The sequence below is a fragment of the Microtetraspora sp. NBRC 13810 genome (genome assembly GCF_030268685.1).
GTDB lineage: Bacteria > Actinomycetota > Actinomycetes > Streptosporangiales > Streptosporangiaceae > BSRQ01.
On the sequence record NZ_BSRQ01000002.1, the window covers coordinates 1 to 11446 of the forward strand.

General features: G+C 71.2%; 9 protein-coding genes. 2 read left to right on the forward strand and 7 right to left on the reverse strand.

The window, feature by feature from the left end; translation table 11 throughout:
* Positions 1 to 179: 179 nt before the first annotated feature.
* From QSK26_RS03810 to QSK26_RS03825, 4 genes are all read right to left on the reverse strand, one after another.
* Positions 180 to 1037 carry a carbohydrate ABC transporter permease gene (locus QSK26_RS03810; RefSeq protein WP_285773544.1) on the reverse strand — a complete coding sequence of 286 codons (858 nt, stop codon included), beginning with the start codon at positions 1035 to 1037 and terminating at the stop codon, positions 180 to 182.
* Complete coding sequence (locus QSK26_RS03815; RefSeq protein ID WP_285773545.1) at positions 1034 to 2014, reverse strand: carbohydrate ABC transporter permease; 981 nt, start codon at positions 2012 to 2014, stop codon at positions 1034 to 1036. Before QSK26_RS03815 ends, QSK26_RS03810 begins: the two co-directional genes overlap by 4 nt.
* Before the next feature lie 16 nt (positions 2015 to 2030).
* Positions 2031 to 3326: an extracellular solute-binding protein gene (locus QSK26_RS03820; RefSeq protein ID WP_285774175.1), complete on the reverse strand. Its 1296-nt coding sequence runs from the start codon at positions 3324 to 3326 to the stop codon at positions 2031 to 2033.
* A gap of 237 nt (positions 3327 to 3563) precedes the next feature.
* Complete coding sequence (locus QSK26_RS03825; protein WP_285773546.1) at positions 3564 to 4139, reverse strand: MerR family transcriptional regulator; 576 nt, start codon at positions 4137 to 4139, stop codon at positions 3564 to 3566.
* Positions 4140 to 4327: 188 nt separating this feature from the next.
* Between QSK26_RS03825 and QSK26_RS03830 the strand changes: the two genes are divergently transcribed.
* Positions 4328 to 6904: a hypothetical protein gene (locus QSK26_RS03830; protein WP_285773547.1), complete on the forward strand. Its 2577-nt coding sequence runs from the start codon at positions 4328 to 4330 to the stop codon at positions 6902 to 6904.
* A gap of 9 nt (positions 6905 to 6913) precedes the next feature.
* On the forward strand, positions 6914 to 7642 hold the full coding sequence (locus tag QSK26_RS03835; protein ID WP_285773548.1) for an MOSC domain-containing protein: 729 nt from the start codon (positions 6914 to 6916) through the stop codon (positions 7640 to 7642).
* A 90-nt stretch (positions 7643 to 7732) separates the two neighbouring features.
* Here QSK26_RS03835 and QSK26_RS03840 read toward each other — a convergent pair whose 3' ends face one another.
* The 3 genes from QSK26_RS03840 to QSK26_RS03850 form a co-directional block, all read right to left on the reverse strand.
* Positions 7733 to 8587 carry a hypothetical protein gene (locus QSK26_RS03840; protein ID WP_285773549.1) on the reverse strand — a complete coding sequence of 285 codons (855 nt, stop codon included), beginning with the start codon at positions 8585 to 8587 and terminating at the stop codon, positions 7733 to 7735.
* A gap of 190 nt (positions 8588 to 8777) precedes the next feature.
* Positions 8778 to 9785, reverse strand: coding sequence for an acetamidase/formamidase family protein (locus QSK26_RS03845; RefSeq protein WP_285773550.1), 1008 nt, complete (start codon positions 9783 to 9785; stop codon positions 8778 to 8780).
* Positions 9786 to 9798: 13 nt separating this feature from the next.
* Positions 9799 to 11298, reverse strand: coding sequence for an APC family permease (locus tag QSK26_RS03850; RefSeq protein WP_285773551.1), 1500 nt, complete (start codon positions 11296 to 11298; stop codon positions 9799 to 9801).
* Positions 11299 to 11446 lie beyond the last annotated feature (148 nt).

Genomic DNA, 11446 nt, shown 5'->3' on the forward strand with positions numbered 1-11446 from the left:
AGCCTCCCCTACAACGCCACCATCGCCCCCGGCGCCACCACCGCCTTCGGCTACCAGGCCACCCGCCCCAACGGCAACACCACCACCCCCGCCGCCTACACCTGCGCCACACCCTGACCCCGTGACGGACGAAGCGGGGGGTACGGCCGGCCGGCCGTACCCCCCGCTTCCTTTTGCGGTCAGCCCTTGGTGGCCCCCGCCGCCAGGCCGCCGATGAGCTGGCGTTCGGCGACGGAGTAGAAGGCGAGGGCGGGGATCATCGCGAGGACGACGTAGGCGAGGATGCGCGCGGTGTCGCTGGAGTACTGGCCGCTGAACTGCTGCACCCCGACGGGGAGGGTCCACCAGCTCGGGTCGTTGAAGACGACCAGCGGCAGCATGAAGTTGTTCCAGCTGTTCACCACCGCCAGCACGGAGACCGTGGCGATCGCGGGCCGGGCCATCGGGAGCAGGATCCGCCAGAAGAAGCCGAAGGCGGAGCAGCCGTCGAGGGTCGCCGCCTCCTCGATCTCACCGGGGACGGTCCGGAAGAACTGCCGCAGAATGATGATCGTCAGCGGCAGTCCGAAGGCCGCCTGGGGCAGGATCACCCCGAGCGGGTTGTCCAGCAGGCCGAGGGTCCGCAGCAGCACGAACAGCGGGAGGATCGCCACCGCGAACGGGAACATCAGCCCGGTCGCGAAGAACATGAAGACCGCCTCCCGGCCGCGGAAGGCGTAGCGGGCGAAGACGTAGGCGGCCATCGCGGAGACGCCGACCACGAGCAGCGCCGTGGCCAGCGCGATCAGCGTGCTGTTGCCGATCTGCCGCCAGAACTCCCCGGCGGCCAGCACGTCGGTGTAGTTCGACGGCACCCACGGCGCGGGCAGCCCGAACGGGTTGGTGGAGAGCTGGCTGTTGGTCTTGAAGCCGCTGAGGACGCCGTAGGCGATCGGCACGAGGATGAAGGTGCCGATGACCACGACGACGAGGTGCATCGCGACGCTCTTGGGCCAGGGGCGCCGGCGGGCCGGCGCCACCCGGGCGTGCGCGCTCATCGATGGTCCTTCATTCCGGTGATCGCTCCTTCGATGTCACGGCGCATGACCCAACGCTGGTAGCCGAGAGCGAAGACCAGGCTGATGATGAACATCACGACGCTGATGGCACTGGCGTAGCCGACCTGGTAGCGGGCGAAGCCGTACTGGAACATGGTGACGGCGAGCGTCTCCGAGGTGTGGATGGGGCCGCCTCCGGTGAGCACCCAGACCAGGTCGAAGAGCTGGATGGTGCCGATGACGGACAGGAAGACGCCGATCCGGATCGTCGGGCCGAGCAGCGGCAGGGTGACGTGCCGGAAGATCTGCCAGGTGTTCGCGCCGTCGATCGCGGCGGCCTCGGTGACCTCGCTCGGGATGGCCTGCCGCCCCGCCAGGAAGATGATCATGTAGAAGCCGAAGTACTTCCACGTCATGACGATGAACAGCGTGTACATGACGGTGGAGGGGTCGGCCAGCCAGGTGGAGGTCAGCCCTTCCAGGCCGATCGCGGTGAGGATGCGGTTCGCCAGGCCCTGTTCGGGTGAGAAGACCATGGTGAACAGCACGGCCGCGATGACCTCGGAGACCACGTACGGCGCGAAGAACAGCAGCCGGTACACCGCGCGGCCGCGCATGGGCTGGTTGAGCAGCAGCGCGATGCCCAGGGCGAGCGGGAGCTGGACCCCCACCGACAGGACGATCAGCAGCAGCCCGCGCCACAGGTCGCCGAGGAAGATCTCGTCCTCGAAGAGCCTGGTGAAGTTGTCCAGCCCGATGAAGTCGGTCGGCAGCACGCCGAAGCCGTTCCACTTGAACAGGCTGGCGTACAGCGCGAGCAGGATCGGCGCCACCACCAGCAGGCAGAAGAGCACGAGCGCGGGCAGCAGAAAGGCGGCGATCGTCGCCCAGGCGCGAAGCCGGAAACGGCGGGCGGGCCTGTCGCCCGCCCGCCGCCCGGCCTCGCGGGGCTCGGTCGCCCCGTCGAGTCGTGTCATCGTGTCCACCCGGCGGCTACTCCGACTTCGCCGTCTGGGTGATGTCCGCCGTGACCTGCTCGGCGGTCTTGCTGCCCGCGATCAGCTCGGCCACGCTGTCGTTCACCTGCTGGCCGACCGCGGGCGGGTACGCCTGGTCGAGGTAGAGCTGGAAGCCGGTGGCGCCGGCGAGGTTCTCCGCCACCACCTTGGCGCGGGCGTCCTTGATCGCGTCCTCGGCGCCCTGCACGACCGGCAGGAACGCGCCGGTCTCGACCGACCGGCGCTGGTTCTCGACGCTGGTGATGTACTTCAGGAAGTCCACCGTGGCGGGCGGGGCGTCCGCGCCGACGGCGAACCCGCCGCCGCCGCCGAACGCCTCGGTGGCCGTGCCCTTGCCGCCCTCGACCGCGGGGAAGGGAAAGAAGCCGAGGTCGTCGCCGAGGTCCTTGGCCGCGTCACGCTGGACGGTCGGCGCCCACTGGCCCATGAGCTCCATGGCCGCCTTGCCGTTGCCCACCGCGGCGGCCTGCCCGTCCGGGGTCTCGTAGGCGGCGCCCAGGAAGCCGGTCTGGAACGGCTGGAGGTCCACCAGTTGTTTGAGCTGCTGCCCGGCGGCCACGAAGTCGGGGTTCTCGAACGACTTGGTCTCGGCCGCCTGCTTCAGCGCCTCCAGCCCGCCGACCCGCATGGCGAGGTAGGCCCAGTAGTAGTGGCCGGGCCACTTCGCGTTGCCGGCCAGCGCGATCGGGGTGATCCCGGCGTCCTTGAGCGCCTTGACGTCGTCGAGGAACTCCGCCCAGGTGGCCGGCGGCTCGTCGATCCCGGCCTTCGCGAACAGCGCCTTGTTGTACCAGAACCCGACCATGCCGATGTCGTACGGCACGCCGTACGTCTTGCCGCCGATCTGGTAGGGCTGGACGGCCAGCGGGAGGAGGGGGCTCGGCCAGGCCGCCACGTCGGCGGTGAGGTCCTTCACCAGGCCGGCCTGGACCTGCTGGTCGAGCACGCCGCCGCCCCAGGTCTGGAACAGGTCGGGGGCCTCGCCGGACTGGGTGACCGTGGTCAGCTTGGCCTTGAACGCCTCGTTCTCGATCGGCGTTATGTTGATCTTGACGTTGGGATGCGCCTTCTCGTACTCCCTCGCCATCGCGTCCCAGACGGGCAGCATGGGCTCGATGTTCTGGATGTGCCACCACTCGATGGTGGTGGTCTCCGCTCCTCCCGCCTGGTTCCCGCCACCGTCTCCGCCACCGTCTCCGCCGCCGCCGCAGCCGCTCAGCAGGAGCGCGGCGACGGCGAAAAGTGCTGCACTTCGCCGACCCAACGACATCACAGTCGTCCCCTTTCCGACCCGGGGAGAACGATCGAGGCATGCGAGACCGGGCTCTCGCTCGTTGCCGCGAGGACTCCGTTTCCGAAACTTTCGGCTTGGCTCCGATAGTTTCAGATGACGTTACAATGGGTTTTCGACAGGATCAACGGCCGTTGTCCACCCGTTACGCGCAGACACGAAAGCCACCCGCCGCAGCAGGTGGCTTTCGTGATGGGAGGGGAGTAAACGGGACGGTCAGGGCTCCGCGCGGGCGGAGGACGGCCTCACCGCCCCGCGCGCAGAGCCTGGACGAACCAGCCGGACAGCGGCGCGAGACTCGGCGGCACCGGCCAGCCGTTGATCGTGGCGAGCAGCAGCATGTACCGCTCCGCGAGCGGCTCGTCGGCCACCTCCAGGCGGTCGAGCATCCAGGCGCGCAGGGCGGCGTCGTCCGGGCTTGGCGAGCCTGTGCATGAGTTCCGTCTCCTCCAGAGTCGATCCCCGCACGGCGACCGTGCGCAGCACGGCGCGGCGCAGCCGCAGGATGCGGATCCGCACGTCCAGTGCCTCCGCGTACTCCTGCGCGACCTGCGCCACCGGGACGTCGCGTTCCACGAGACGCCGCACGGTCGGCAGGTCGATGCCCAGTTCGGGCAGGGTGCGCACGAACTCCAGGCGGGCCAGCGCCTCGACGCCGTACAGCCGGTAGCCGGCGGGGCTGCGGGCGGTCGGCGGCACGAGCCCGCGGTCGGAGTAGAACCTGATCGCCTTCACCGTGAGCCCGGTGCGCCGGGCCAGGTCCCCGATCGTCAGCAGCGTGTCGCCGTCCATGCGCACACTCTGCCGCCTCCCCTCAGGGGAGACTCAAGCCCGCCCCTAAACGGATATTTCGGGATATTTCCTCCTGTGGATAACGCCTTGAGTAATCCACTACTCATGCGCCCGCGGCACCGGCGGTGGTGCAATCGCGGCAGGGTCGGACGGGGGCGATCGGAGCGAGCGAAGGAGGGCCGATCGACATGCCTGTCTCCCAGGTGGGACCGGTCCCGCCGGCCGCGCCGGCCGGGACGACACAGCTACGGGTGCACGGAGTGGGCGGCACCCGGCCGCAGCGGCTGCTCGGCGACCCCGCCCCGCGCCAGGTCGCCGGCGACGCGATCGCCGGCTTCTACCGCAGCGACGACCCGCGCAAGCGGCACGTCGAGGCATACTCCTGGGGCGGGCTCACCTCGCGCAGCGCGACCCGGGTGCTCTGGCTGCTGCTGCTCCCCTTCATGCTGGCCAACCTGGCCGGCTGGATGTGCCCTGCCCGGCTGCTGGAGCGGCCCAGGAGCTTCCGGATCTACCGGGCGGTCATGCGCTGGGCCGCGCTCGCCGTCACGCTCAACCTCATCCTGCTGGTCACCTGGATCCCGCTCGACTACCTCGGCTACCAGTGCGGCGGCATGGCCTCCTGCGCCGGGCGCTGGTGGCCGTTGCAGCCGTTCCGGGCCGAGGCGGTCGCGGCCTTCCCCGCCAGGCGGCTGCTGCTCGGGGCGGCGGTGCCGCTGGCGGTCATCGCGCTGCTGGCCTATCTGACCTACCGTTCGGTGCGGCGTTACGAGACCGTTCTGCCGCCCGCCGCCACACGCGCCGCCCGCCGGCCGTCCCGCAGCGGGGCCGCGCTGCGCGACGGGCTGGCGCACCGCGACTTCTGGAACGGCCGCCGCTCGGCCTGGCGGCTCGGCTGCGCGCACATCGGCGGCTCGCTCGCGCTGGTGGCCGCGCTGGTCACGCACACGGCGCAGGCGTCGGCGCAGCATGCGGGCCACGTCGAGCGCGAGGCGCTGCGCCCGGCCGCCCTCGCGCTGGCCGCCGCCGTGCTGCTCGCCGCGCTCGCCCTGCTCGCCGCCGACGAGCGGCGCGCGGGGCACCCCGGAGCCCGGCGGAGGTGGACCGAGTGGCCCGAACTCGGGCTCCCGCCCGCCGGCGCGGTGGCGGTGGCGCTGGCGGCCATCTTCGCCTGGTCCCAGCCCGCCGCGCGGGCGGCGGCCGGCGAGCCTCCCGGCATGGGACAGGCCGTCGCCGCCGCCTACACCGCGATCGCCGCGCTGATCGCGCTCATCCCGTTCGTGCTGCTGCTCGGCACCGCCACCCGGGCCGGTCTCCGGCTCCGGCTCGCCGGGTCCGCCTGCGCCGCCGCCGCGACCGCCGGCCTGCTCCTGCTGCTGGACAGCACCTCCCTGTCGCATCCGTATCCGTGGGCGGTCGCCGCCCTCGCCGTGGCGCTCGGGGTGGCCCTGGCCGGGCGGGCCGCGCGGCGGCGCGGCTTCGAGGGCTTCCGCTGGGCCGCGCCGTTCGTCGTGCTCGCCCTCGGCGTGGCCCTGCTCAACACGGTCGGGCTTGGCCTGCTGATCCGCCTCGCCGACACCGTGGGCAACATCGAGTACGCCGACAGCACGGCCGAGTCGGTCGCCGGGCAACCGGGCATCGCCGTCTTCGCCGGCGTCCAGCAGACCGCCCCCTACCTGATCCTCGTGCCCGCCGGGGCGCTGCTGCTGTGCCTGTGCCGCCAGCTCGTCCTGTACGGCAAGGCGTGGCTGACCGGGTATGCCGAGGTGCGCCGCGAATACCTCGCGCTGGAGGCGGCGCAGCCCGCGCCGGAGCGCGCCCGCGTCTGGATGGCCTCCGCCGTCCGCGGCCCCGGCGACCCCGGCATCCCCGGCGACCCCGGCGACCCCGGCGACTTCACGGACCCCGCTCCAGACGGTCCCGTGGGGTGCGGGCGGTGGCGCGGGCGGCGCTGGGCGGCGCGGGTGGCCGCGGTCCGCCGGCTGGGACGGGCCACCCTCGACCTCGATCTGCTGCTCACCACGACCGTCACGCTGTGGGCGTTCCTGCTCGGCCGGCTGGTGTGGCGGGCCTGGACCGCGCCGGTGTCCCCGTGGCTGACGGATGCCGGCACGACGGCGGCCGCGGCGCTGCCCGCGTTGCTGCTCGGCCTGCTGAGCAGCGGCTGGCGCGACTTCGACCGGCGCAGGAACATCGCCGTGCTGTGGGACGTGGGCACCTTCTGGCCGCGCTCCTACCACCCGCTGGCGCCTCCGTCGTACGCCGAGCGGGCGGTGCCCGACCTCCAGCGGCGCATGTGGTGGCTGCACGACAACGGCGGCAAGGTGGTGCTCGTCGCGCACAGCCAGGGCTCCGTGCTGGCCGCCGCCGCCCTGGTGCAGCGCGACTGCCGGCCGCCCGACGACACCGTCGCCCTGGTCACCTTCGGCTCGCCGTTGCACAAACTGTACGGCTGGGCCTTTCCCGCCTACTTCGGCGCGCGGGAGCTGGGCGAGGTCGCCGCGTTACGCGTGCCGTACTGGAAGAACCTCTACTACCTGACCGACTTCATCGGCGGGCCGGTCCGTGCCGACGGGTGTGCGGATGTCGAGCTGCCCGACCCGCGCACCAGCCTGTTCCTCTACGGCGATCCGCCGCCCGCGATCCGGGGCCACTCCGGCTACTGGCAGGATCCGGCCCTGTGGACCGTCGTGGAGGAGGCCACCGCGTCCCTGCGCGCCGCGCCGGCCGAGAACGGCGCTGTCTCCCAGGTGCGGACATCGTAGGATACGAGCATGTACGCGGGACGGGTCCGGAGTCTGCATCGCTGGCCGGTGAAGTCGCTGCGGGGTGAGCGGTTGCCTGCCGCGGTCCTCGACGGGCGGGGGCTGGCGGGCGACCGGGCCTACGCGCTGATCGACGAGCGGCCGGAGCGTTCGAGGGCGCGGCTGACCGTGCGGCAGCGGCCGGAGATGCTGTCCTGGGAGGCGTCCTACCCCGCCACCTGCGACGGCTCCCCAGAGCCGCCCGGCGCCCCCGTCCTCTACGACGCGAGCGGCGCCGCGTGGGCGTGGGACGACCCGGCCCTGCCCGCCGCACTCAGCGACACCTACGGCGTGCCGCTCTCGCTGCGCTCGGCCGAGGGTCAGCAGGATCGCGGCCCGACGGTGCTGGTGACCTTCGAGGCGTCACGGCGGGCGCTGTCCGAGGAGATGGGCGCCGACGTGGACGTGCTGCGGTTCCGGCCCAACGTGCACCTCGACCTCGACGCGCCGGCCTTCGCCGAGGAGTCCATGGGGCCGGGCACCACCGTCACGATCGGCGACGCCGTCCTTGCGATCATCGGCGACGACGCGGGGCCCTGCATCCGCTGCGTCGTGCCGAGCTGGGATCCGCTGGGCGGGGAGCGCTGGCCCGCCCTGCAGAAGCACCTCATCGTCGAGCACGAGAACAAGTTCGGCCTGATCATGCGGGTCACCCGCCCCGGCACGGTCGAGGTGGGCACGCCCGCCACGCTCGGCTGATCCGCACTCCCCGGCCTCGCCGGGTTCATGGTGCACCGCGACCGCAACAGGCGCGGCGGGAGCAACCACCGGGCGGTCCCGCCGCGGCGCTCACCAGAGGCCGGAGTGCGGGCCGGCGGTCTCGGCGGCGGTCCAGTCGATGGCGACCTTCTCGGGGTCCTCGCCGGCGATACGGACGGGCAGCCGGGTGCCGGGTACCGTCAGGCGTACCAGGGCGAGCGGGACGCGGTGCCCGATGCGCACCTGGTACGGCATGCGGCCGGACTCCGGCGTGACCTCCAGTTGCAGGCCGAGGATCGGGTCGCCGTTGTCCGCCTCCATGCCGTTCAGGGAGAACGTGCCGAGTACGGTGGCGATCCCCGGCAGGCCCCTGGCCAGGAGTTCCGCGGCGGACAGCCGCTCCCTGACCGGCGTCTCGCCCTGCCGCGGCGGGACGCTCCAGTCCACGGCCAGCCGCAACTGGTCGGCCGGATCGAGCCGGACCGCGAGCAGTGTCCCGGGCAGCACGGCCCCGACGAGCAGCCGCGGCACGGTCTCCCGGTGCGCGACCGCGTAGGCGTCCGCGCCCTCGCGGCGCACCTCCAGCTCGAAGCCGACCAGCGGCATGTCGTTCACCGTCATGCCGCTGTCCTTCATCGACACCACCAGGGCCGTCGCGGGCAGGCCGGCGGTGAGCAGGCCGGGGTCACCGCCCGCCAGGCTCCGCACCATGCCGAGCAGCCCGCCCGTCTGCTCACCGTGCCGGGACATCGCCTTCCTGAACATCGCGTCGTGGTGGGCGAACGCGGTGGCGATGAGCCCCGGGGCCAGCACCGTCATGCCCGCCACGAACGCCGGCACCGCCCAGCCGGGGAACGGCCACATGAACATGCCCGTCACGCCCACCGCGATCAGGACGGCTCCCGCGCATCCCGCCGCCAGCCCGAGCTTCCCGATCCATCCCATCGGCGTTTCCCCACTTCGACCAGTCCGAGTCACTGTGACGCCGAAAGGAAAAGCCACCCCGCTTGCGCGCCGGTTGCACACCGATTACGCCGAGTTCGCCCACCCGTCGCGACCAGGCCGGAGACTCCCGGTGCGGCCAGGTCAGAGGCTCCCGTCGCGGCCAGGGTCAGAGAGTCGCGGTGCGACCGGGTCAGAGGGTGGCGGCGAGGGCGCGGAGCCGGGCGTGCGTGCCGCCCATCGGCTCGGCGCCCCTGAGCACCGCCTTGGGCAGCTTCGCGGTCATCGTGTAGACGGTGTCCACCACGTTGGCGACCGGGGTGAGGACCGCCTGGGAGACGAGCTGGTAGGCGTCGAGCGTGGACAGCCCGGTCTCGGCCGACAGCCATCTGATCATCTCGGCGTGCGCGATGCGGAAGGCGTCCTCCAGCGGCCGGGCCGAGCCGGTGGTGATGATGAAGTCGTCGGTCTCCAGCCTCGGCCAGGGGCAGGGCGCGCCCTTGATCAGGTCGATGACGACCACCGTGTCCATCGCCGTCTCGACGGCCACCCCGCAGGTCTCGCCCTCGCCCTGCCTGGCGTGCCCGTCGCCGAAGGAGAAGAGCGCGCCTTCGACGTTCACCCCCAGGTAGCAGGTCGCGCCGGCGCGCATCTCGGGGGTGTCCATGTTGCCGCCCCAGTCGCCGGGGGCGAGCGAGCTGCGTACCTCGCCGAGTGCCGGGGCCACCCCGACCGTGCCGTGCATCGGGTCGAGGGGCAGGTCCACCTCGTAGGGGGACTCCAGCGCGTTGTAGCGGACGAGCCGCTCCCGCCGGTCGATCTCGTAGATCCAGGTGCGCTCGGGCAGCGCCTCGTGCAGCAGGGCGGTGGTGCCGGTGCCGGTCAGCGAGCCGAAGAAGGGCACGGTGGTGCTGACGCCCTGGGCCTCCCTCGGCTCGATGCTGACGAAGTGCACGGCGAGCGTGTCACCCGGCTCGGCCCCCTCCACGTAGAAGGGGCCGGTCTGCGGGTTGATGAACCGCGGGTCGCAGACCTCCGACACCTTGTCGGTGATCGAACGGACCCGGCCGGCGAAGCAGTCCCGGGTCCAGGTGGACAGCGCCGTGCCCGGTTTCACCGACATCACCGGCGCGGCGCCGCCGAAGGTGTAGGTCAGGCCGCTGGGGTCCGCCTGCGGGTCGAAGTCGTACGAGACCGTCATATTGCCGTTCTCCTCAGTCCCGCTCGACGGTGTCCTCCAGGACAATGCGCCCGATAATTCCAAACTTTTCCGGATCCTTGACTTTCAGATAAAGGGCGAGTCCGGCTCCGATGGCGGCGAAGCCCAGCACGATCCACGGAATGAGCCGGAAGAGCAGCGTCTTGGACGCCTCGCCGGCGGCGGCCTCCTGATTCTGGAAGAGCAGCAGGACCACGAAGAGCATCGCCAGCCCGCCCGTGAGCGGCGCGAGGAAGGTGCGCCAGATGTTCGCGGTCTCCTGGTGCTTCTTCCTGACGTGGAAGTAGCCGATCACCGAGAACGAGCAGAGCGCCTGCACGACGAGGATGGCGAGCGTCCCGAGCACCGCGAGCAGCGTGTAGATGTGCAGGTAGGGGTCCATCCCGGCGAAGAAGAACGCGAGGATGAGCACGACCGAGATCGCGGTCTGCACGAAGCCGGCGATGTGCGGCGAGCCGTGCGAGTGGTGGGTGCGGCCGAGGGTCCTGGCGGTGCCGGGGATGAGGTTCTCCCGGCCGATCGCGTAGAGGTACCGCGAGGCGCAGTTGTGGAACGCCATCGAGCAGGCGAACGAGCCGGTCAGGATGAGGATCTTGAACAGGTCGACGGCCCACACGCCGACGAGTTCCCTGGTCGGGTTGAAGAAGATCCCGGCGTACTCCTTGGCGGCGATGGCCGGGGCGTTGTGCCCGTTGGCGGCGACCACCATCCAGGAGACGAACGTGTAGAACAGGCCGATCCCGACGACCGAGACCAGGGTCGCCCTGGGCACGATCCGCTTGGGGTCGCGCGACTCCTCGCCGTACATCGCGGTGGACTCGAAGCCCACCCAGGACCAGAAACACATGAACAGCCCGAGGCCGACCGCGCCGGCCGCCAGGCCGGGGGTGCCGAAGGCGTTCACCGGGTTGACCGACGACGCCATCAGCCCGTCCGGGCCGCCGCCGTGGAAGAGCGTCACGACGGCGGTGAGGCCGAGCATGAAGATCTCGGTGATCAGGAAGACGCCGAGCACCTTGGCGGTGAGGTTGATGTCGAAGTAGGTCAGGACGGCGTTGAGCGCGAGGGCCACGAAGGCGAACCACAGCCAGTGGATGTCCACCCCGGCCAGCGTCTTGAAGGTGTCGTTGGCCTGGTAGGCGAAGAAGCCGATGATCGACGCCTCGAACACCACGTACGCCATGGTCGCGAGCATGCCGGCCACCATGCCGGCCACCTGGCCGAGGCCGTGCGAGATGTAGCCGTAGAAGGCGCCGGCCGAGGTGATGTGCCTGGCCATCGACACGTAGCCCACCGAGAAGACGGTCAGCACGATCGTCGCGAACAGGTACCCCGCCGGGGCCCCGAGTCCGTTGCCGAAGCCGACCGCGATGGGCACGTTGCCGGTCATCGCGGTGATGGGGGCGGCGGTCGCCACCGCCATGAAGATCACGCCCATCAGTCCGACGGCGTTCTTGCGGAGGCGGTGGACATTCTGCGACTCGGTAGGGGTCACAGCCTGTTGTTCGATGGGGCTCACAGCCGTGCCTTCCGGAGAGACCGTAAGGGGGGTTAGGGGGCATGCCCTAAGGCACCGAGGTGCGGAAATAGTGACACTTGGCACCCTGCCCAGGCAAGACCTTTGGTGTTTCATAATCCTCACC

Bases quoted from the DNA above. Each gene is read 5' to 3' on its own strand.
- QSK26_RS03810 (WP_285773544.1), bottom strand. From the start codon at position 1,037: ATGAGCGCGCACGCCCGGGTGGCGCCGGCCCGCCGGCGCCCCTGGCCC.
- QSK26_RS03815 (WP_285773545.1), bottom strand. From the start codon at position 2,014: ATGACACGACTCGACGGGGCGACCGAGCCCCGCGAGGCCGGGCGGCGG.
- QSK26_RS03820 (WP_285774175.1), bottom strand. From the start codon at position 3,326: ATGTCGTTGGGTCGGCGAAGTGCAGCACTTTTCGCCGTCGCCGCGCTC.
- QSK26_RS03825 (WP_285773546.1), bottom strand. From the start codon at position 4,139: ATGGACGGCGACACGCTGCTGACGATCGGGGACCTGGCCCGGCGCACC.
- QSK26_RS03830 (WP_285773547.1), top strand. From the start codon at position 4,328: ATGCCTGTCTCCCAGGTGGGACCGGTCCCGCCGGCCGCGCCGGCCGGG.
- QSK26_RS03835 (WP_285773548.1), top strand. From the start codon at position 6,914: ATGTACGCGGGACGGGTCCGGAGTCTGCATCGCTGGCCGGTGAAGTCG.
- QSK26_RS03840 (WP_285773549.1), bottom strand. From the start codon at position 8,587: ATGGGATGGATCGGGAAGCTCGGGCTGGCGGCGGGATGCGCGGGAGCC.
- QSK26_RS03845 (WP_285773550.1), bottom strand. From the start codon at position 9,785: ATGACGGTCTCGTACGACTTCGACCCGCAGGCGGACCCCAGCGGCCTG.